The sequence below is a fragment of the Neobacillus sp. C211 genome, from assembly GCF_051842875.1.
Lineage (GTDB): Bacteria > Bacillota > Bacilli > Bacillales > Cytobacillaceae > Neobacillus.
Window position 1 is genome coordinate 114029 of the sequence record NZ_JBPXRO010000009.1, and the last position, 21591, is coordinate 135619.

17 protein-coding genes and 1 pseudogene are annotated in these 21591 nt (G+C 44.8%); 3 read left to right on the forward strand and 15 right to left on the reverse strand.

Features of this window, described 5'->3' with window-relative positions:
• Positions 1–71: 71 nt before the first annotated feature.
• From ACSU6B_RS10865 to ACSU6B_RS10880, 4 genes and pseudogenes are all read right to left on the reverse strand, one after another.
• Entirely contained in the window at positions 72–1358 is a 1287-nt protein-coding gene (locus ACSU6B_RS10865; RefSeq protein ID WP_168241299.1) for a UDP-N-acetylglucosamine 1-carboxyvinyltransferase, read from the reverse strand.
• Positions 1359–1541: 183 nt separating this feature from the next.
• Positions 1542–1719, reverse strand: a pseudogene (locus ACSU6B_RS10870) (fructose-6-phosphate aldolase); the annotation flags it as partial.
• 108 nt (positions 1720–1827) lie between these two features.
• The gene (locus ACSU6B_RS10875; RefSeq protein WP_215010745.1) at positions 1828–2685 is read right to left on the reverse strand and encodes a class II fructose-bisphosphate aldolase; all 858 of its coding nucleotides are present in this window, start codon (positions 2683–2685) and stop codon (positions 1828–1830) included.
• Positions 2686–2933: 248 nt separating this feature from the next.
• Positions 2934–3305 carry a response regulator gene (locus ACSU6B_RS10880; RefSeq protein ID WP_066248710.1) on the reverse strand — a complete coding sequence of 124 codons (372 nt, stop codon included), beginning with the start codon at positions 3303–3305 and terminating at the stop codon, positions 2934–2936.
• 171 nt (positions 3306–3476) lie between these two features.
• Between ACSU6B_RS10880 and ACSU6B_RS10885 the strand changes: the two genes are divergently transcribed.
• Complete coding sequence (locus ACSU6B_RS10885) at positions 3477–3983, forward strand: DUF2529 domain-containing protein (RefSeq protein ID WP_410885094.1); 507 nt, start codon at positions 3477–3479, stop codon at positions 3981–3983.
• A gap of 364 nt (positions 3984–4347) precedes the next feature.
• On the opposite strand, the gene ACSU6B_RS10890 is transcribed toward ACSU6B_RS10885, so the two are convergent.
• The 10 genes from ACSU6B_RS10890 to ACSU6B_RS10935 all read right to left on the reverse strand — a co-directional run bounded on the left by ACSU6B_RS10890 (position 4348) and on the right by ACSU6B_RS10935 (position 18745).
• Positions 4348–5943: a CTP synthase gene (locus ACSU6B_RS10890; RefSeq protein ID WP_410885097.1), complete on the reverse strand. Its 1596-nt coding sequence runs from the start codon at positions 5941–5943 to the stop codon at positions 4348–4350.
• Positions 5944–6156: 213 nt separating this feature from the next.
• Positions 6157–6729 (reverse strand): DNA-directed RNA polymerase subunit delta, encoded by a 573-nt coding sequence (gene rpoE, locus ACSU6B_RS10895; RefSeq protein ID WP_410885099.1) that lies wholly within the window; start codon positions 6727–6729, stop codon positions 6157–6159.
• 207 nt (positions 6730–6936) lie between these two features.
• Complete coding sequence (locus ACSU6B_RS10900) at positions 6937–7134, reverse strand: hypothetical protein (protein ID WP_410885101.1); 198 nt, start codon at positions 7132–7134, stop codon at positions 6937–6939.
• Between the two features lie 150 nt (positions 7135–7284).
• Entirely contained in the window at positions 7285–10530 is a 3246-nt protein-coding gene (gene icmF, locus ACSU6B_RS10905; RefSeq protein WP_410885103.1) for a fused isobutyryl-CoA mutase/GTPase IcmF, read from the reverse strand.
• Between the two features lie 239 nt (positions 10531–10769).
• Positions 10770–11408, reverse strand: a complete 639-nt coding sequence (locus ACSU6B_RS10910) for a TetR/AcrR family transcriptional regulator (protein WP_214999328.1) — start codon at positions 11406–11408, stop codon at positions 10770–10772.
• A 15-nt stretch (positions 11409–11423) separates the two neighbouring features.
• Positions 11424–12563, reverse strand: a complete 1140-nt coding sequence (locus ACSU6B_RS10915; protein WP_098932368.1) for an acyl-CoA dehydrogenase — start codon at positions 12561–12563, stop codon at positions 11424–11426.
• A 208-nt stretch (positions 12564–12771) separates the two neighbouring features.
• Entirely contained in the window at positions 12772–13902 is a 1131-nt protein-coding gene (locus tag ACSU6B_RS10920) for an acyl-CoA dehydrogenase (protein ID WP_410885105.1), read from the reverse strand.
• A 78-nt stretch (positions 13903–13980) separates the two neighbouring features.
• Positions 13981–14832, reverse strand: a complete 852-nt coding sequence (locus tag ACSU6B_RS10925; RefSeq protein ID WP_410885107.1) for a 3-hydroxybutyryl-CoA dehydrogenase — start codon at positions 14830–14832, stop codon at positions 13981–13983.
• Positions 14833–15202: 370 nt separating this feature from the next.
• Entirely contained in the window at positions 15203–16390 is a 1188-nt protein-coding gene (locus ACSU6B_RS10930) for an acetyl-CoA C-acetyltransferase (protein ID WP_410885109.1), read from the reverse strand.
• 252 nt (positions 16391–16642) lie between these two features.
• Positions 16643–18745, reverse strand: coding sequence for a heterodisulfide reductase-related iron-sulfur binding cluster (locus ACSU6B_RS10935; protein WP_410885111.1), 2103 nt, complete (start codon positions 18743–18745; stop codon positions 16643–16645).
• Positions 18746–18919: 174 nt separating this feature from the next.
• On the opposite strand from ACSU6B_RS10935, the gene cls reads away from it, so the two are divergent.
• On the forward strand, positions 18920–20122 hold the full coding sequence (gene cls, locus ACSU6B_RS10940) for a cardiolipin synthase (protein WP_410885113.1): 1203 nt from the start codon (positions 18920–18922) through the stop codon (positions 20120–20122).
• 15 nt (positions 20123–20137) lie between these two features.
• Positions 20138–21094, forward strand: a complete 957-nt coding sequence (gene uvsE, locus ACSU6B_RS10945) for a UV DNA damage repair endonuclease UvsE (RefSeq protein ID WP_410885115.1) — start codon at positions 20138–20140, stop codon at positions 21092–21094.
• 67 nt (positions 21095–21161) lie between these two features.
• Here the strand turns inward: uvsE and ACSU6B_RS10950 are convergent, their stop codons facing one another.
• Positions 21162–21341, reverse strand: a complete 180-nt coding sequence (locus ACSU6B_RS10950; protein WP_214999241.1) for an H-type small acid-soluble spore protein — start codon at positions 21339–21341, stop codon at positions 21162–21164.
• Positions 21342–21591 lie beyond the last annotated feature (250 nt).

Genomic DNA, 21591 nt, shown 5'->3' on the forward strand with positions numbered 1-21591 from the left:
AAGGTCAAAAAGCAACCTTCATGCCGGCTCGTCTTATGCCTGTCGCCCCTGGGCAAGGCGCTTCCGCTTTTCTATGTGTTCTTCATCTGTTCTACTTCTTCTTTTGTTAACGCTTCCCGCCAAATGGTTGCACCGAGTCCGTTTAGTTTTCCGACAAGGTCACTATAACCGCGGTCGATATGTTCAAGACCGGTTACTTCAGTAATTCCTTCGGCAATCAAACCGGCAATGACAAGAGCGGCTCCTGCCCTGAGGTCGCTTGCCTTCACTTTGGCACCTTGAAGCTGAATCGGGCCATTTATGATGGCGGAGCGTCCTTCCACCTTGATATTGGCGTTCATTCTTCTTAGTTCATCGATATGTTTAAAGCGGGCACCGTAAATCGTGTCTGTCACAACACTTGAGCCGGCAGCTTTTGTCAGGAGTGTTGTAAACGGTTGCTGTAAATCGGTCGGAAACCCAGGATAAACAAGCGTTTTAATGTCGACAGCCTTTAATTTTGTTGACCCGTCAACAAACACTTGATCATCGCCGGATTCGACACGAACACCCATTTCGCGCAGTTTGGCAATTAATGATTCTAAATGCTGCGGGATGACGTTATCGATTAACACGCCTTCGCCTACTGCTGCGCCTAAAATCATATACGTGCCAGCTTCAATTCGGTCCGGAATAATGGTGTGGCGGCAGCCATGGAGTGATTCCACACCATCGATACGGATCACGTCGGTTCCTGCGCCTTTAATTTTCGCACCCATACTTGTTAGCAGCGTCGCCACATCAATGATTTCTGGCTCTTTCGCCGCATTTTCAATCACTGTCCGGCCTTTGGCCCGAACAGCCGCCAACATGATATTAATCGTTGCTCCCACACTGACGACGTCGAGATAAATCCGTGCGCCGCGAAGCTCGTCCGCCCGTAAATAAATCGCCCCTTGTTCATTGGTGATTTGGGCCCCAAGTGCTTCGAAACCTTTAATATGCTGATCAATCGGTCTTGGTCCTAAATGGCAGCCGCCAGGTAAGCCAATTACCGCCTTTTTAAACCGGCCGAGCATCGCACCCATTAAGTAATAAGAAGCACGGAGCTTTTTTACTTTCCCGTTTGGCAGGGGCATGGAAATCATCGTAGATGGGTCGACCGTCATATCGTTGTCAGAGAGCTGAACATTTCCGCCGATTTCTTCAAGAAGATCCTTCAAGATTTCAACATCTGAAATGTCCGGCAATCCCTCAATTGTCACTGGTGATTCCGCTAAAATTGTTGCAGGAATTAACGCGACGGCACTGTTTTTTGCCCCGCTGATCCGTACAGTTCCCTTTAACGGATAACCACCCGCAATTTTAAGTTTTTCCATTTTCGACTCCCTTCTAAGCCCTTGTAAGTCAATCGGTACGCATCCGCTTATTACTGAATGAGGCTCTAGGTATATTTTTCCATCATAAAAAGTCAAAATCCGACAGTTTGTCTATCCTTTAGTTTACACCAAAATTCTATTTTCATGTATGGTAATGAAAATTTTTTTCATAAAACTGGAAATTTATGCCTCTGTACGAGCTTTCCAGTCTGTTAGGAAGCCTTCAATGCCCTTATTATGGATGATGGAATAATCCCATTAATACTTTGTATGGAAGAGTTGCAATATGAGCGCCTCTTAACGCGGCTTCTGTCACGTGAACTGGATTACGAATGGAGGCTGCAATGATTTCTGATTCAATTTTCAGTTTTCTTTACAGACTGAAACCGCCCTTTGGTAAGGACGGTTTCATTTTATCATAATTGGAACAAATATAAAAACGACATTGTTCCTGTTTTTTAGAATTGTCTTACGCTTTGCCTGAAGAACCGAATTCACGAATTTTGCCAATAACGGTTGCTTTGATGGCATCACGAGCTGGTCCTAAATATTTACGTGGATCGTATTCTTCAGGTTTAGCAGCTAATGATTCACGAACAGCTTTTGCAGATGCGATTTGATTTTCTGTGTTCACGTTGATTTTGGCTGTTCCAAGTGAAACAGATTTTTGGATATCCTTTAATGGGATACCAGTTCCGCCGTGAAGGACTAATGGAAGACCAGTAATCTTGCCGATTTCTTCCATCTCAGCAAAACCAAGGTTTGGTTCGCCTTTGTATGGACCGTGAACAGAACCTAATGCAGGTGCAAGGCAGTCGATACCTGTGCGTTTTACAAGTTCTTCACATTCTTTTGGATCTGCATAAATGACGCCTTCAGCGATAACATCGTCTTCTTGGCCGCCAACAGTTCCTAGTTCCGCTTCAACAGAAACACCTTTTGAATGAGCATAGTCAACTACTTTAGAAGTAATTTCGATATTTTCTTCAAATGGGTGGTGAGAAGCATCGATCATAACAGATGTGAAGCCTGCATCAATCGCTTCTTTACATTTTTCAAAGCTTGAACCGTGGTCAAGGTGAATGGCCACTGGTACTGTCACTTTCAAGTCTTCCATTAAGCCTTCAACCATTTTTACAACGGTTTTGAAGCCGGACATATAACGGGCAGCACCTTCAGATACCCCAAGGATAACTGGTGAATTTTCAGCTTGTGCAGCTTGAAGAATGGCTTGTGTAAATTCTAGGTTATTTAAGTTAAATTGCCCAACCGCATATCCTTCTGCTTTTGCTTTGATGAGCATTTCTTTCATTGAAACTAATGGCATTTCTCTTCCTCCTTAGTTTAGGTCGCTATCTTTTTCAAAAATGAGCCTTCCATATTAAGGTTTTCCCTCAATTTTACGGATTATGTATTACTTGAAAAAGATAACCAAACAGTAAAAAGTTCATATGTATCATATCAAACCAAGGTTCGAAATGCCATTAAAAAGACAGAGTTTTATAAACTTTCATAATGAAAGCGCGCCCATTTAACTATTCCCACAGTTCTTATGTTTTTTATACAAAAATGACGTTAATTCATCTTTTGAGGGATGTGTTTTCGAACGGCTGCACGAATATCATCAATGTCAAAAGGCTTGGCAAAATGAGTAATTGCTCCAAGGTCCTTCGCTTCTTGAATCATATCCAGCTCGCCATAAGCTGTCATGATAATGACGCGAATGTCAGGATCGATTACCTTCATTCTTTTTAAAATCTCGATTCCGTCCATTCCAGGAATTTTCATATCCAATAGGACAAGGTCGGGGTCATGCTTTGTTACAATTTCAAGGGCCTGAATGCCATTGGCAGCCTGAAAGGTCTGATACCCTTCTTTTTGAAACACTTCATTTAGCAGGATTCGAATGCCAAACTGATCATCAACAATTAAAATTTTCTCTTTCATAACTCCACCTCTTCCTTATTTTTAAATTGCTTTTTTATTATCCCCTATATCTCTCACTTGTTATATTTCTCGCTGAAAGATAAATTCTCCTGCAGAAATTTTGATATTTTTCTTTTATTTTTGCAGTGGCATAAAAATGCTTATAATAAGAGGGTGAATAGGAGGGTTTTTATGTTAAAAATGTTTACTACTCAATTAACCGGTCTATTGAAGCGGATTGAGGAAAAAGAGGAATATTCCTTTGAAGATGGTGCCCGCTTGCTTGCGCAAGGGCCGATATATATTTTTGCCACGAAGGAAATGAAGGCGGTTGAGTTTGAAGCTTTAGAGGGTGCCGAACCATTGAAGGGCGCAAAGGTGTTTGAGAACGCGGGAGCGCTAACTGACTCTGATCGGGTGCTGATTTTCTCGCGGTATTCAAGTGATGAAGACGCTATGGAGGTGGCCGCTCAACTTCAGGAAAAGATGATACCTTTTGTGGCTGTTTCCACGGCTGTACCGGAGGGTGGAAAATTGCAAGAGTTGGCCGATCTCCATATCGATTTGCGGCTGACGAAAGGTCTCCTCCCCGATGATTTTGGAAATCGCTATGGCTATCCATCATCAATGGCAGCATTATTCGTTTATTTCGGCTTGAAATTTACGATTGAGGAGATTTTAGCGGAATATGAGGAGTAAAACGGGGTGAATAACCCTGTTTTTTTATTGCCTTTGATTATTTCCCGGGGGGTTAAGAGGTCAAAATTATAGACTTTGGGCTTTTGTGCCATTTTGGGGTGGTTTTGTGCTTTTTTGGCATGCTTTTGTGCCATTTTCAAAAGGTTTTGTGCCATTTTGAAGTAGTTTTGTGTAATTAGACAATAAATGGAAATTACTTGCATGATGTTAATACCACTTTTACAAAAATCCCCTATATATATTTCACTGCAAGTTACCTTTTATAAAAATCACCTTTTTATAACCTGACACAAATACCCTTTTTATAAAAACCCAAAGATAAAAAAACAGGACCAGCAAACTAAACTGGTCCTGACCACATAACTTATTTTTGAATCGTTGCTTTAATAAAGTCACGGAACAAGGGCTGCGGACGTGTTGGTCTAGAGACGAATTCCGGATGGAACTGCGAAGCTACAAACCACGGATGGTCCTTCAATTCGACAATCTCCACTAAACGGCCGTCCGGGCTAGTCCCAGAGAACACAAAGCCGCGAGCTTCCATGTCTTGACGATAATGATTGTTAAACTCGTAACGATGGCGGTGGCGCTCATAAATAACCTCTTCGTCATACGCTTCAAACGCCTTCGAGCCCTCAACAATACGCGCAGGATAAAGACCTAAACGCAACGTGCCGCCTAAATCCTCAACATCCTTCTGCTCTGGAAGCAAATCGATAATCGGATGAGCTGTATCCGCATCAAATTCTGCAGAATGCGCACCTTGAAGTCCAAGCACATTGCGGGCAAATTCAATCGTTGCCAGCTGCATTCCTAAACAAATACCAAGGAATGGCTTCTTCTGTTCACGAGCATAGCGTGTCGCTTCAATTTTCCCTTCAATCCCGCGGTCACCAAAGCCGCCCGGAACAAGGACACCGTCGACATCATTCAATAACTCAGCCACATTTTCACGTGTAACCTCTTCGGCATTAATCCATTTAATTTCAACATCGGTATCAAACGCATAACCCGCATGTTTCATCGCTTCAACGACAGAAATATAAGCATCCTGAAGCTCCACATATTTTCCGACAAGACCAATGCGCGTCTTATTCGAAAGGTTGATGACGCGGTCAACGAGTGCTTTCCACTCCGTCATATCCGCTTCGTTCGTAACTAATTTCAAATGATCGCAGACGATTTGGTCCATATTTTGATCTTGAAGCGCTAGTGGAATCGAATAAAGTGTATCGGCATCGCGACATTCGATTACAGCTTTTGCATCAATATCACAGAACAAGGCAATTTTATCCTTCATATCCTGTGAAACTGGCATTTCCGTCCGCACGACAATAATGTTTGGCTGAATTCCAAGGCTGCGCAGCTCTTTCACACTGTGCTGGGTCGGCTTGGTTTTCATTTCACCCGCTGCTTTAATATACGGAATCAGCGTACAGTGAATGTACATCACATTTTCCGAGCCGATATCGCTCTTGATTTGGCGAATTGCCTCAAGGAATGGGAGTGATTCAATATCGCCTACCGTTCCGCCGATCTCCGTAATCACGACATCGGCATTCGTTTCTTTACCGGCGCGGAAGCAGCGCTCCTTAATTTCATTGGTGATATGCGGAATAACCTGTACGGTTGCACCCAAATAATCACCGCGGCGCTCTTTCCGTAAAACCGTCGAATAAATTTTTCCTGTTGTTACGTTGCTGTACTTGTTTAAGTTGATGTCAATAAAACGCTCATAGTGACCTAAGTCCAAATCTGTTTCAGCGCCATCACCGGTAACGAATACTTCCCCGTGCTGGTACGGACTCATTGTTCCAGGGTCAACGTTAATGTATGGGTCGAATTTTTGAATGGTTACATTCACGCCCCGATTTTTCAATAAGCGTCCTAAAGATGCTGCTGTAATTCCTTTTCCCAGTGATGAAACCACACCACCAGTTACAAAAATATATTTTGTCATAAATATTTCCCCCTCTTATACAGTTTGTACATTATTCAGTTTGTTTAAGGGTTTTTGTAAAAAAATATTTTCCTTACGCCCGAAAAAATTTGGAACAATAAAAAACGCTCTCCTACTCTTGGTAGGGAGCGTATTATAAGTAAATAGCGTATCGTCCTTTTTTAAGGAGCCCAAAAGTGATTCTACAAGGGCACGAATAAAATGTCAAGTCGATTAGTCTTCTTCTACTTCCTCTTCTTCAAACACTTCTTCTTCCTCAAGATCATCATCGAGGTCATCTTCTTCATCCAAGTCAATCTCAAGCTCGTCCTCGATCACATCATCATCATCATCGTCTTCGTCAAACTCATCTACTTCGTCGATATCAAGATCATCTTCATCATCCAGGAGATCATCTTCATCATCAAAGTCATCAAAATCATCATCAATTTCTTCCACTTCATCGATTTCATCGAAATCTTCTTCGTCGACAACCTTCTTCGCCTTTTTCTTCTTAGGTTTCACAACGGTGACAACTTCTTCCTCAGCAGTATCGACTGGATACCAAACGCGAAGTCCCCAGCGGTTACTTCCTAATGAAAGGAAACGGCCATCTACATTTATGTCGGTGTAAAATTGTGCTAGTCTTGATTGAATTTCTTGCTCAGTAATCCCAGATGCCTTCCTTATCTCTTTTAATAGATCATTAAAGGCAATCGGCTCCTTACTATTTTTCAAAAATTCAAAAGCCATTTCCATAAGGGAAAACTCTTTTAATTCCTCTTTTGAGTATTGTGCTAAACTCAATATGGGCACTTCCTTTCTCTATTTAACACTCTTAAATGAGTGATTAACGGACATAACAATAAGGTTTGATTAATAATAAACTTGAGAATTGTCCAGCTCCAGCGACTAGTGTATTTCGCTAAATAGGCGCTTCCACTTTTCTCTTAAAAATACATATTCTTCATTATAAACAAATTCTTCCGGTTTATGCTAGTGCTAGTCGTTGTTTCACTTGAATTTTTGCGGATGATCCTTTTCACTATCCGTTTTCTTGGCTTGCTTCTGCTTTCTCATCTCCTTAATAGATATCACTAGAAAGAAGATTGCTAGCAGCAGGAACGAAATCGCGCCCAACTGACGTTGATAGAGATAATTTAATGGCCAGGCACAAACAATTAAAACCACCAATATATGACTTACCTTCATTTGCTCACCTGCCCAAAACCCTCGAAATATGTACGCTAAATCGATTATATAAGATTAACGCAAATATTAATATCTCATAAAATAAGTTTTATTACAAAAATTGGTGTCAGGCACCATGTGAAACATTCACATGGTGCCTGACACCGTACTTTACATATTTCTTCGATATTGTCCGCCCACTTCGTACAGGGCTCTCGTGATTTGCCCGAGGCTGGCTACTTTAACGGTTTCCATTAATTCGGCAAAAATATTGCCATTGTTGACGGCGGCCTCTTTTAAGCGCTTCAACGCTGCTCCTGAAGCATCTGCATGACTTTCCTGGAAGGTGCGTAAATTGACGATCTGCAGTTCCTTCTCTTCGTAGGATGCGCGCGCTATTTCCATATTATTGACATCTTCCGCTGACGGAGGATTCGGGTTCAAATACGTATTCACGCCGATAATCGGTAATTCGCCGGTATGCTTTATCATTTCATAATACATCGATTCATCTTGAATTTTACCGCGCTGATACTGTGTTTCCATCGACCCAAGCACACCGCCGCGGTCATTCAAACGCTCAAACTCTTGTAGGACCGCTTCCTCGACGAGATCGGTCAGCTCCTCGACAATAAACGAACCCTGCAACGGATTTTCATTTTTCGCTAAACCATGTTCTTTGGTAATAATCATCTGAATCGCCATCGCCCGGCGTACTGATTCTTCCGTCGGCGTCGTAATGGCTTCATCATACGCATTTGTATGGAGCGAATTACAGTTATCCTGCAGGGCCATTAATGCCTGCAGTGTCGTCCGGATATCATTAAAGTCAATTTCCTGAGCATGGAGCGAACGGCCAGAAGTCTGGACATGATACTTTAATTTTTGGCTGCGCTCGTTGGCGCCGTATTTATTGCGCATCACCGTTGCCCAAATTCGTCGTGCGACACGGCCAATCACGGTATATTCTGGATCCAATCCATTCGAGAAAAAGAACGACAAGTTCGGGGCAAAATCATCAATATTCATGCCGCGGCTTAAATAGTATTCCACATACGTAAACCCATTTGACAATGTAAACGCCAGCTGCGAAATCGGATTGGCACCGGCTTCCGCAATATGATAGCCCGAAATCGACACAGAATAATAATTGCGGACTAGATGTTCGATGAAATATTGCTGAATATCGCCCATCATCCTTAGAGCAAACTCGGTTGAAAAAATACATGTATTTTGGCCCTGATCTTCTTTTAATATATCGGCCTGCACCGTACCGCGCACCGTCCGTAACGTATAGGCCCGTACCTCCGCAAACTCTTCAACCGTTAACACACGGCCAAGTTCCGCTTCCTTCCGCTGCACCTGCTGGTCGATCGCGGTATTCATAAACATCGCTAATATAATCGGTGCTGGCCCATTAATCGTCATCGAAACCGATGTCGACGGATGGCACAGGTCAAAGCCATCATATAGCTTTTTCATATCATCTAAAGTACAAACACTGACGCCGCTCTCCCCGATTTTCCCGAAAATATCCGGGCGGTAATCCGGGTCTTCACCGTACAATGTCACGGAGTCAAACGCGGTACTTAACCGTTTCGCCTCATCATCCTTCGATAAATAATGGAAGCGGCGATTCGTCCGCTCCGGTGTCCCTTCGCCTGCAAACTGCCGTTTCGGATCTTCCCCCTCACGCTTGAACGGGAATACCCCCGCCGTATATGGGAACGAACCCGGCACATTTTCCTGGTAGACCCAGCGCAGAATTTCACCGTAATCCTTATACCTTGGCAGCACCACTTTCGGAATGTCGAGCCCTGAAAGGCTTTTCGTTTTTAACACCGTGATAATTTCTTTATCACGTATCCTCGTCACAAACTTATCGCCAGAATAGGCCGCCTTTGTCTGTGCCCACGAATCAAGAATTTTCCGTGACTCTGGTGTCAGACGCGCCTCGGTTTCTTGCTTCACCGCTTCTAAAGCAGCAATCACCGCCGTATCGCTTACCGCTTCGATCGCCCCTTCTAACTGGAATAACTTCCGGGCAATATTCGCCTGTTCTTCGGCTTTCTTATGATAACCGCGCACCGTTTCAGATATTTCACGTAAATAATAACGACGGTCGGTTGGAATAATCACATTTTGCTTCTCCACAAGGGCATCTTTACTAAAAGAAGTCACCCAGCCGGTGCCCATTTTGTCATTAATTTTTTCAATCAAGGCCGCGAACAATGCATTCGTGCCCAGGTCATTGAACTGGCTCGCAATCGTTCCATAAACCGGCATATCATCGATGTCTTTTTCAAAAAGCATATGGCTCCGCTGATACTGCTTTTGCACCTGACGCCTTGCATCCTCTGAGCCCTTGCGCTCAAACTTATTAATGACAATCAGGTCAGCAAAATCAATCATATCAATCTTTTCAAGCTGGGACGGCGCTCCAAATTCACTCGTCATCACGTACAAGGAAACATCGCAAATCTCCGTGATTTCCGCATCCCCCTGGCCAATCCCGCTCGTTTCGACAATCACGAGGTCAAAGCCAGCAGCCTTCGTGACGGCAACCGCATCGCCGATCGCCAGTGATAATTCACTTTTCGAATGTCTTGTGGCCAGACTGCGCATATACACATTCGGCGAAAAAATCGCATTCATGCGGATCCGGTCCCCTAACAGCGCACCGCCCGTCTTTTGCTTGGTTGGATCCACCGACAGAATCGCCACCTTTTTATCCGGCAATTCATTAATAAAGCGGCGGATCAATTCATCGGTCAAGGAACTTTTTCCGGCACCGCCTGTACCCGTGATCCCAACAACTGGAATCCGCTTCTCCAGTGACTTTACTTGGTCAAGAACCTGCTCAACCGTTGCCGCCGCCTCGTTCCGTTTATCAACATGAAGCTCTGCCAAGGTAATCAACTTCGCCACTGCATTCACATCACCCGTCGGAAGCTTCTCCATTTGTTCAGCCGCATCCAGCGGAACCGTCGCAAAATCGCACTCCTTCAGCATCCGGTCAATCATCCCTTGAAGCCCTAACTTCCGGCCATCTTCCGGTGAAAAAATCCACGCAATCCCGTACTCATGCAGCTCATTTATTTCCCGAGGGATAATCACACCGCCGCCGCCGCCATAAATGCGGATGTTCGGCGCCCCTTTTTCCTTCAGCAAATCGTACATATATTTAAAGTATTCAACATGCCCGCCTTGATACGAAGAAATCGCAATCCCCTGCACATCCTCCTGAATCGCCGCGTTCACAACCTCCTCAACCGAGCGATTATGGCCAAGATGAATGACCTCGGCCCCGCTTGCCTGAAGAATACGCCTCATAATATTGATGGAAGCATCATGACCGTCAAACAGACTCGAAGCCGTGACAAAGCGAATATGATGCTCCGGCTGATAATTTCCCATAGTTCTCCCCCTTTTTTATAAAAGGCTCCGTTAAACTTGGCTGTTGATTTCCGTTCCAGGCGCTTCGCTTTCCGCGGGTACGAACCGCCTCCTCGGCGCTAAGCGCCTGTGGGGTCTCCCCGGTCCCGTCCTCCCGCAGGAGTCTTCGCGCCTTCCACTCCAATCAACATAGTGAGCACTCTTAACATAGCCTTTTTTATAGAAATGAACTCCATTCACTGTTCGCCATACGTCTAGCATTACGAGCTTGCTTGTGTGGACGAATGAATGCCGTTAAACAATTGATCGGTTTGCAGTTCAATGTATTCATCAAGTGTATATAATTTTTGCAGCGCCCAGCGGCGGAACGCCCACATTTGGCCCTCGACAATAATGTTATGGGAAATCAATTCGATCTGCTTTTCTGATAACTGCAGCTCGCCATTGTCGACGCACCTTGTGATCAAACTCTCAAACATCGCCGCCATTTCCATTTCTTTTTTCAGCACATAGGGAAGGGCATCCTTCGTCAGCGATTTGGCTTCTTGATACATGACAAGAACCTCATCCTGCATCTCATCAATCACTCGGAAATAATGACGGACCCCCATCTTCAGGCTCAAAAGCGTGCCTTTTTTCTGCTCGAGATCCTGCTCGAGGCGCTCGCGAACATGATCATAGATTCTGTCGCACACGAGATAAAGGACGTCTTCCTTGGAACGGATGTATTCATAAAGTGTCCCGATGCTAAAACCGGCCGCTTTCGCGATTTCCCTTGTCGTCGTCCGATGAAATCCCTTTTCCTTAAAAAGGCTGACGGCCCCTTTGATCATTTGATCACGCCTTTTTTGAACCAGGCGTTCATCCTTTACTGAAGCCAGTACTTCCCGCTTTTTCATCATGCTCTAACCGCCTTATTTCGTGATCATCCGTGAGATAACGAGGCGTTGAATTTCTTGTGTTCCCTCGTAAATTTGCGTGATTTTTGCATCGCGCATAAATCGCTCAACAGGATAATCCTTTGTATAGCCATACCCGCCAAAAACTTGTACGGCTTCGGTTGTTACCTTCATCGCTGTATCGCCAGCAAATAACTTGGACATCGCTGACTCCTTGCCGTAAGGCAGACCTTGTGACTCCAGCCATGCCGCTTGATAAGTTAATAATCTCGATGCCTCAATCCCGGTTGCCATATCCGCCAGCTTAAAGCCGATTCCTTGATTGGCGACGATTGGTTTTCCAAATTGATGGCGTTCCTTTGCATAATCCACTGCAGCATCGAGCGCCCCTTGAGCAATTCCCACGGCTTGCGCAGCGATGCCGTTGCGGCCGCCATCAAGCGTCTGCATGGCAATTTTAAAGCCTTCGCCTTCTGCGCCGAGTCGATTGGCAACAGGAACCTTGCAATCTTCAAAAATAATTTCTGTTGTCGGAGAGGAACGAATGCCGAGTTTCTTTTCTTTTTTTCCAACCGAGAAGCCTGGGAAGTCGCTCTCGATAATAAACGCGGTCGTTCCTCTTTGTTTACTTGTTGGATCGGTTAGTGCAAACACGACATAAATGTCGGCCACGCCGCCGTTTGTAATGAATATTTTCGAACCATTAAGGACATAGTGATCTCCTTCTAGACGTGCGGTTGTTCTCATCCCGCCTGCATCCGAACCGCTGCCAGGCTCTGTTAAGCCGTACGCGCCAATTTTGGTTCCTTCTGCCATTGGGCGCAGATAGGTTTGCTTTTGCTCCTCACTGCCAAATTTGTAAATCGGCCAGCCGGCTAGAGACGTATGGGCGGAGAGCATCACGCCTGTCGATGCGTCGACGCGGGACAGTTCTTCAACGGCAATACAGTAAGCAAGATAATCGCTGCCAATCCCGCCGTATTCTTCCGGCCACGGAATCCCGGTTAAACCAAGCTCCGCCATTTTGTCAAAAATCTCGCGGTCAAAGCGCTCTTCCTCGTCCCGCTCTGCGGCTGTCGGTGCTACTTCATTGCGCGCAAAATCCCGTACCATTTTCCGGATCATTTCATGTTCTTCAGAAAGTTTAAAGTTCATTTCAAGTCCCCCTAGTGGATGAATATATATTAAAAGATTAAGATTTGAACTCAGATTACTGTCTAGCTCCGGCGCCCAACGGCTAGTGTACTTCGCCCTTTTCCCTACGATAAGTCAAGCACGAATGCGCTTACGCTCTCCGTGTTTCCTTTATCTCAGTCAAAGGGCTCCAGTCCATACGCCGCTAAACGGGCGCCTCCGCTTTTCTTTAAAGATGTTTACTAATCACAATCCGTTGAATTTCACTCGTGCCTTCATAAATTTCGGTTATTTTCGCGTCACGGAAATAGCGTTCAACCGGATAATCTTCGGTATAGCCGTAACCGCCAAATACTTGGATTGCTTCGGTTGTTACCTCGACCGCTGTTTTGGTCGCGAACAGTTTCGCTATCGACGCCTCCAAGGTACATTTCAACCCATGAGTTCGTAAATAAGCAGCCCGATAGACTAATAGTTTTGCCGCTTCGACACTTGTCGCCATGTCGGCTAGTTTGAAACCAATCCCTTGTTGGCGGGCGATCGGCTTGCCAAATTGCTGGCGGTCCCCAGCATAGGTGGTTGCGGCGGACAGTGCAGCCTCGGCAATCCCTAGTGCTTGGGTAGCAATCCCAATACGGCCGACATCAAGGTTCGCCATCGCGATTTTAAAGCCCTCTCCTTCTGCCCCGAGAAGGTTTTCTGCTGGAACTTGCATGTCCTCGAACGTGAGCTGGACAGTTCTCGAACCATGCAGGCCCATTTTCTTCTCATCCTTACCGACGACAAAGCCAGGGGTATTTTTTTCAACAATAAACGCAGAAATTCCCTTGCTGCCTTGTTCCGGATTCGTTTTCGCAAAAACAATATAAACATCGGCCTCGCCGCCGTTCGTAATGAACACCTTTGAGCCGTTGATGACGTAATGATCACCCTTCTTAACCGCACGAGATTTTAAGCTGGCGGCATCGGAACCTGAACTTGGCTCGGTTAAGCAAAACGCACCAAGGTACTCCCCTGAAGCAAGCTTCGGCACATACTTCATTTTCTGTTCTTCTGAGCCAAAATAGAGAATCGGGTTGGTGCAGACCGAGGTATGGACTGATAGAATCACTCCCACCGTCGCACTTACCTTTGAAAGCTCATTAATCGCTAGGATATAGGAGGTGAAGTCCATCGCGGCTCCACCGTATTTTTCAGGTACAGGAATCCCCATCAGGCCAAGTTCGCCCATTTTGCGAAGGATTTCGCGCGGGAATTCGCCTCTTTCCATATTTTCAATAAACGGTGCAATTTCGCTGTTGGCAAAATCGCGAACCATTTTACGCATCATTTCTTGTTCTTCGGTGAATGACAGATTCATGGTGGTCTCCCCTTTGGAGGAATGTAATATCGTGGTACTCATCATCATCACGACCCCTTTTTCGAAGAAATGCTGTGGTTATTCATACGTATAAAAACCGCGTCCTGTTTTCTTACCGAGCCAGCCTGCTTTCACATATTTACGGAGAAGCGGGCAGGGACGGTATTTGTCGTCGCCAAAGCCTTGGTGAAGCGTTTCCATAATATACAGGCATGTATCTAAGCCGATAAAATCGGCCAAGGTTAACGGCCCCATGGGGTGGTTCATGCCGAGCTTCATGACTTCGTCGATCGCTTCCTTCGTAGCCACGCCCTCATAAAGCGTATAAATCGCTTCGTTGATCATTGGCATCAGAATCCGGTTTGAGACAAAACCAGGAAAATCATTGACTTCAACCGGTACCTTGCTTAAGGTTTTTGTCATATCTTCAATAACTTGGTACACTTCGTCGGCAGTCGCGAGGCCGCGGATGATTTCGACGAGCTTCATGACCGGAACCGGGTTCATGAAGTGCATGCCGATGACTTTTTCCGGACGCTTGGTTGCCGCCGCAATTTCGGTGATTGGCAGTGATGAGGTATTGCTCGCTAGTATTGAATGTGCTGGAGTAATGTCATCGAGTTGGGCAAAGATTTTTGTTTTGATGTCCATATTTTCAACGGCTGCTTCGATGACGAGGTCGACGTCACTGGCATCATTTAGGTCGGTGGAAGTGGTGATGTTGCTGAGAACTTTCTGTTTTTGCTCTTCAGTCAGGCGCCCTTTATCAACGTTCCGTGTAAGTATTTTATTGATCCCAGCTAAGCCACGTTCCACAAATTCCGGTTTTAGATCATTTAAGATGACCGTGTATCCCGCCTGGGCACAAACTTGAGCAATCCCTGAGCCCATTTGTCCTGCACCGATCACCATAAGCTTTGAAATCTTCATTTTTTCCCCTCCGAAGTAAGGCCGGAACAAGTCCGACCTAGATTTTTTATGTTTTTGTCTATTTTTACATCGGTTTTGTGTTAATTTAAGAGTACTTTTGAGTCATCTCAGGTGTTTTGTGTTTTTTCAAACAAGCTTTTGTACCATCTCAGGAGTTTTGTACGTGCTTCTTGGTGTTTTGTGCTATTCCGGCAAGGTTTTGTGTCATTTCCCAATAGTTTTGTGCCATTTTCAAATTGTTTTGTGCCAAAATTCTGCTGTTTTGTGCAATTAGACATTATTTAGAAAAAACCCACTCTGAAAGTTAGCTTTTTGGAACCCTCCGTTGAACACGACTCCGATTAATCAAATTAAAATCTCACCCTTGAGATCAGCCCTTTGGAACCTCGATCATCACGGCATCCCCTTGACCGCCGCCGCTGCAAATCGCAGCAATCCCAATTCCGCCGCCGCGGCGCTTTAATTCGTGCATTAACGTAAGGATAATGCGCGCCCCGCTGGCACCAATCGGATGACCTAAGGCAACCGCACCGCCATTGACATTGACTTTTTCTAGATCAAGACCAGCAATTTTCCCGCTCACTAAAGCAACCGCAGCGAAGGCTTCATTGATTTCAAATAAATCTATTTCCGCCAACGTTCTCCCTGTTTTTCGTAACAGCTCATTAATAACAAGTCCCGGTGTTTTCGGGAAATCCTTCGCTTCCACAGCGACCGCCGTATGGCCGACAATCACCGCTTCCGCCTGCCTGCCTTCACGAATTGCACGCTCTTCACTCATTAACACGAGGGCTGCTGCTCCGTCGTTGACACCAGGGGCATTTCCAGCTGTAATCGTACCAGTTGAATTAAATACGGGTGCTAATTTAGCTAACCGTTCGATCGACGTGTCTTTGCGCGGTGATTCATCACTCTCGACAACAAGTGGTGCACCCTTTCGTTGTGGAACCTCAACCGATACGATTTCTTCCGCAAATTTTCCACTCTCGATTGCGGCAATCGCGCGCTTGTGGCTTCGCAATGCCCACTCGTCCTGTGCTTCCCGGCTAATTTCCATATCGGCAGCCGATACGTTGCCGTATGTGCCCATGTGAGCGCCGGTAAAGCTGCAGGTTAACCCGTCATGAATCATTAAATCTTTGACCTGTGCGTCACCCATTCGGAAGCCCCAGCGTGCTTTTGGTAAAACATATGGTGCATTGCTCATCGATTCCATTCCGCCTGCAACAATCACTTCTTCATCGCCAGAACGGATGATTTGGTCTGCCAAGGTAACACTGCGCATCCCTGACGCACAAACCTTATTGATTGTTTCGGTTTTCACTTCCCACGGCAATCCGGCGTGATGTGCTGCTTGGCGCGATGGAATCTGCCCCTGGCCCCCTTGTAAAACAGTTCCAAGAATGACTTCCTGTACGTCTTCAGGCTTCACTTCGGCACGAACTAATGCCTCTTTTACGGCAATTCCCCCCAGCTTTGAGGCAGTAAGGCTGCTTAATGTTCCCCCTAATTTTCCAAAAGGCGTTCTAACCCCGCTTAAAATGACCGTTCTTCCCATTCAAAACACTCTCCCTTTTCTTAATATTCAGTCAAACTTTTGTATAAAAAATCGCGGCGACTGAACGCTCGCTCGGGTAGGAACCAAAAAAGAAACGCAGGCTCCTGCCTTTTTTAAAAAATGTTAATGTAAGCGTTTTTATCTACGTACTATATTCTACATAAAAATGAGCAGAAGTTGAAATGTTTTCCACAAAATTTTTAAAATTTTATGAATATGTAAACAAATCGAACCTCTGCTCCCCCTTAAAAACTATGCGACTTCCCCGCAAACCGCTTTTTCAAGCAGCTCGGCCACATCGTAAGTCGAAACCTTTTCTTCCACTTCTTTTGCCTTCGTACCATCTGACAGCATCGTTAAGCAATACGGACAGCCTGAACTGATCACCGATGGATTAACAGCAAGTGCCTGCTCGGTTCTAGCCACGTTAATGCGGTGTCCGGTTTCTTCCTCCATCCACATCAAACCGCCGCCAGCACCACAGCACATCGCCTTCTCTCTGTTCCGCTCCATTTCAATCAACTTCACGCCCGGAATGGATTTAAGAATCTCACGTGGTGCATCATAGACATCATTGTAACGGCCTAAGTAACAAGAATCATGGAAGGTGATCGTTTCATCAACCGAATGTTTCGGCACAAGCTTGCCATCGCGAACTAGCTCATATAAAACCTCGGTATGATGGAACACTTCGACATCCGTTAAGCCAAAATCAGGGTATTCATTTTTGAAAATATTATAAGCATGCGGGTCAATCGTGACGATTTTCTTGATCTCTGCTTTTTCAAATTCCTCAATATTTTTCGCTGCCAGGTCTTGGAACAAGAATTCATTGCCGAGGCGGCGCGGTGTGTCACCAGAATTTTTCTCTTTGTTGCCAAGAATCGCAAATTTCACGCCTGCTTCGTTCAGCAGCTTCGCAAACGATAAGGCAATCTTTTGGCTGCGGTTATCGTAAGAGCCCATGGCGCCTACCCAGAAAAGGTATTCAAATTCTTCGCCGGCTTTATTCATCTCTTTCACAGTTGGCACATGAACATCTTCGCGGGCCTCTCGCCAAGTTTCACGTTCCTTTCGGTTCAAGCCCCATGGATTGCCTTGGCGTTCGATATTCGTCATCGCACGCTGGGCATCGGCATCCAATTTCCCTTCGGTTAAAACCAAATAACGGCGCAGGTCAATAATTTTATCGACATGCTCATTCATGACTGGACATTGGTCTTCACAATTCCGGCACGTTGTACATGCCCAAATTTCTTCTTCGGTAATGACATCGCCAATTAAGCTCGGGCTATAAGCTAATGCGGCAGCGGATTCCTGTGCGCCTTGACCTGCAGATGCAAGCGCCAGTTGATTTCCCTTCGTATTCGCAAATGCAATCGTTGGCACCCACGGCTGTTTCGAGGTAACCACAGCACCGTGGTTCGTTAAGTGATCACGAAGTTTGACGATTAAGTCCATCGGTGACAGCATTTTGCCAGTTCCCGTTGCCGGACACATATTCGTACAGCGGCCGCATTCAACACATGCATAAAAATCGATCATTTGGTGCTGCGTAAAGTCTTCTATTTTTCCAACCCCAAACGTTTCTTGGGATTCATCTTCAAAATCAACTTTTTTCAACTTTCCTGGTTTATCTAATCGGTTAAAATAAACATTCGCTGGTCCAGCAATTAAGTGAGCATGTTTGGACTGCGGTACATACACTAAGAACGTTAACAAGAATAATAAGTGCGCCCACCAGGCAATGTAAAAAATTACAATGGAGGCGGTTTCATTTATTCCTGAAAAGATCAGAGAAATTAGCGAGGCTACCGGTTCTGTCCATGAAGCTTCTTCCCCATGCCAGATCAGACTCATTCCGTTGCCAAGTAAAACAGAAAGCATTAAACCACCAATAAATATAAGGACAAGACCGGATTTAAAGTTCCGCTTCAGGCGAACTAATTTTTCCACATAGCGGCGATAAAAAGCCCAAATGACAGCCACTAAGATCATCAGTGTGACAAGCTCTTGGAAAAAAGTGAACCCTGCATAAAGAGGTCCAAGCGGCAAATGTGCCTCAGGTTTAATCCCTTTGATAATAAAATCAATCGCGCCAAATTGGACCAGAATAAAGCCGTAGAAGAACATGACGTGCATGATCCCGCTTTTCTTATCCTTCAGCAGTTTCTTTTGGCCAAACACATTGACCCAAATTTTTTGAAGCCGCTCTTTCACATTGTTATCAAACTCAACCTTTTTCCCGAGTTTAATAAATTCAATTCGAGTTTTGACGACATACACAAACAGACTGACTGCGTAAGCGGTTACAACAAGAAATGCAATCAGGTTGACCCAGAGTAAACCATTCATACAAATGCCCCTTTCCGATAACTTCTAGAAAATAATTAATTTTCAGAATCTACACTTAACTCTATTATATTATGAATGAGCATTCAGTCAAATAGTTTTTGAAAAGTTTCTCTAACTTATAGAAATGACCGCTTTCGGAAAAACTAACAAAACTGATTGGAGGAAAGAATTCTGATGACGTTTGCACTCTTTTCGAGCGTACTTATTTTTCTCATCATTCTATGGTTTGTTTTAGATTTTATTTTAGGTAAAAGGAAGCATCTTTCCATTGTCAGTCGAAGAGAAACAGCCATCATACATGGGAATTTTGATATTTTCACTCACGGAAAGAAGTTATTCGCCGACTATTTCCATGAACTGCGGAACGCGAAAAAGCATATTCATGTGCTATTTTATATTGTTAAAGACGATGCGATTAGTCAGGAGTTTTTCTCTATTTTAAAAGAAAAGGCACGGTCCGGAGTCGAAGTTCGGCTGCTTATTGACCGGCTTGGCAGCTGGAAGGTGAGGAAGGCGGCCGTTAGGTCTTTGCAGGAGGCGGGTGTTCGATTTGCTTTTAGCAATACGATCAAGTTCCCCTTCCTTTTTTATTCTTCGCAGATTCGGAATCACCGCAAGATTACGATTATTGACGGGGAAATTGGGTATCTTGGCGGTTATAACATTGGGAAGGAATATATTGACGAAGAGCCTTCCTTGGGGATCTGGCGCGATTACCATTTAAAAATTACCGGCCGGAGCGTAAATTTTTTACAAAGTGAGTTTTTGCTTGATTGGCACGAGTATGCGGGGGAAGATATTATGGGGAATCCGACCTATTTTCCGACCCTGGCTGATGGTCCTGTCCGCCATCAGTTTGTTCCAACGGAAGCCAATCAATTAGAGCAAAATTATCTTCGTCTGATTCAAAAAGCAACCCATTCGATGATCATTGGCACTCCCTACTTTATTCCATGTCATAAGATTTTGGCCGAGTTACTTGCAGCCATAAAACGCGGGGTTCAGCTTTCTGTCATCGTCCCGTATACCGCTGACCACCTGCTTGTCCAAGAGGCCTCGTTCCGTTATTTACGGAAGCTGATTCGGGCGGGGGCGGCCGTTTATCAATATAAAAAAGGTTTTTATCATGCCAAAACACTCGTTATTGATGACAAACTGTGTGACATCGGCACCGCCAATTTTGATAAACGAAGCATGTATTTAAACAAGGAAATCAATTGCTATATTTATGACCCTGCCTTTATCGAGCGCTTGATGGATATTCTCAAAAAGGACATCGATGACTCAGAACCTCTGACCTTAGCTGAACTTAACAAACCGAACCCTGTCCGCTCCATCAAAGAAGGCATCGCCGCGGCCGTTTCCTATTTTTTATAAGAAAGGAGTTTGTCTATGAAGATTCGGTTTGGGTATGTTTCGCATGCGATAAGCTTATGGGATGCTTCGCCCGCAAAGACGCTGACATTTACTCGTTATCAGCAGTTAAGCCCCGAGGAACGGCAGGAGAAATTGCTTGATGTGACGAAGCAAAATCTGGACCACACCCTTAGGATGCTCTACTACAATATTGCTCATCAACTTGAATTGTATCGGATGTCTAGTTCGATTGTCCCGCTAGCGACCCATCCCGAAGTGAACTGGGACTTTGTGACCCCCTTTCATTCGTTGTGGCAGGAAATTGGTGAACTGGTTAAAAGGAAAGGGCTGCGGGTGAGTTTTCATCCGAATCAATTTACCTTGTTTACCTCACCGCAAACGAAAATTACCGATAATGCCGTAGTCGATATGAGCTACCATTATCGAATGTTTGAAGCGATGGGACTGGAGCAGGAAGGACTGATTAATATCCATATCGGTGGTGCTTATGGTGATAAACGGAAAACTTTACCACGATTCCATCAAAACTTAACCAAGCTGCCAGCGCCGATTAAACGCGTGATGACGCTGGAAAATGATGATAAAACGTATAATGCTGAAGAAACGTTAGCCGCCTGTGAAAAGGAAACGATTCCGTTTGTATTCGATTATCATCACCATATCGCCAATCTATGTGAAACCGCGCTTGAGGATTTGCTGCCGCGGATTTTTCAGACTTGGGAGCATGCACGCCACATCCCGAAGGTACATATTTCCTCCCCCAAAAACGAAAAGGAATTCCGCTCCCACGCTGATTTTGTTGACCCGGAATTTATCATGCCTTTTTTGAAAATGCTGCGCGAAATCGGTGCGGATATTGATTTCATGATTGAGGCCAAAGCAAAGGATCAAGCCGCCCTGAAATTAATTGAAGATCTCAGCCGGATCCGCGGCTTTAAAAGGGTCAGCGGTGGTACTGTTGAGGTGAAATAGACTAGCCGCTGGGTCCCTTGGGCTAGACAATAGAAAAAAGTCTTCGAACGACTTCGAAGACTCTTTTCTATTCCTCAATTAAGTTTAAAACAGGAACTTCCCGCTCATTATCGGGGTCCGTTCTTGAATATATTCGCGCCACTTGTGTGGCCTCATCGACATGTTGAATGATCACAGGTTTCCCCTCGTAAGTGACATTAAACATGTCGGCAGATTCGACGATCTCCTTCGCTCTTCCCACATTCATCCGCTTTATCCACTCCTCGCTCAAAGTTCCCTACTAGTATTTGCCTTTTATTAGGTAATATTCATAAATAGGAACAAGTTTACTTTGATAAATTTTGCCTGTTTTTCAGGTTACTGTCGGATTTTGATTCTTTACTGTCCACTTTACTTAGTTTACTGTCCAGGTCTACGATTTACTGTCGACTTTATTCAACTTACTGTCCACTTTTTCCAGTTTACTGTCCACTCCTCATAATTCCAAATATTCACAC

Bases quoted from the DNA above. Each gene is read 5' to 3' on its own strand.
- ACSU6B_RS10865 (WP_168241299.1), bottom strand. From the start codon at position 1,358: ATGGAAAAACTTAAAATTGCGGGTGGTTATCCGTTAAAGGGAACTGTA.
- ACSU6B_RS10875 (WP_215010745.1), bottom strand. From the start codon at position 2,685: ATGCCATTAGTTTCAATGAAAGAAATGCTCATCAAAGCAAAAGCAGAA.
- ACSU6B_RS10880 (WP_066248710.1), bottom strand. From the start codon at position 3,305: ATGAAAGAGAAAATTTTAATTGTTGATGATCAGTTTGGCATTCGAATC.
- ACSU6B_RS10885 (WP_410885094.1), top strand. From the start codon at position 3,477: ATGTTAAAAATGTTTACTACTCAATTAACCGGTCTATTGAAGCGGATT.
- ACSU6B_RS10890 (WP_410885097.1), bottom strand. From the start codon at position 5,943: ATGACAAAATATATTTTTGTAACTGGTGGTGTGGTTTCATCACTGGGA.
- ACSU6B_RS10900 (WP_410885101.1), bottom strand. From the start codon at position 7,134: ATGAAGGTAAGTCATATATTGGTGGTTTTAATTGTTTGTGCCTGGCCA.
- icmF (WP_410885103.1), bottom strand. From the start codon at position 10,530: ATGGGAAATTATCAGCCGGAGCATCATATTCGCTTTGTCACGGCTTCG.
- ACSU6B_RS10910 (WP_214999328.1), bottom strand. From the start codon at position 11,408: ATGAAAAAGCGGGAAGTACTGGCTTCAGTAAAGGATGAACGCCTGGTT.
- ACSU6B_RS10915 (WP_098932368.1), bottom strand. From the start codon at position 12,563: ATGAACTTTAAACTTTCTGAAGAACATGAAATGATCCGGAAAATGGTA.
- ACSU6B_RS10920 (WP_410885105.1), bottom strand. From the start codon at position 13,902: ATGAATCTGTCATTCACCGAAGAACAAGAAATGATGCGTAAAATGGTT.
- ACSU6B_RS10925 (WP_410885107.1), bottom strand. From the start codon at position 14,832: ATGAAGATTTCAAAGCTTATGGTGATCGGTGCAGGACAAATGGGCTCA.
- ACSU6B_RS10930 (WP_410885109.1), bottom strand. From the start codon at position 16,390: ATGGGAAGAACGGTCATTTTAAGCGGGGTTAGAACGCCTTTTGGAAAA.
- ACSU6B_RS10935 (WP_410885111.1), bottom strand. From the start codon at position 18,745: ATGAATGGTTTACTCTGGGTCAACCTGATTGCATTTCTTGTTGTAACC.
- cls (WP_410885113.1), top strand. From the start codon at position 18,920: ATGACGTTTGCACTCTTTTCGAGCGTACTTATTTTTCTCATCATTCTA.
- uvsE (WP_410885115.1), top strand. From the start codon at position 20,138: ATGAAGATTCGGTTTGGGTATGTTTCGCATGCGATAAGCTTATGGGAT.
- ACSU6B_RS10950 (WP_214999241.1), bottom strand. From the start codon at position 21,341: ATGAATGTGGGAAGAGCGAAGGAGATCGTCGAATCTGCCGACATGTTT.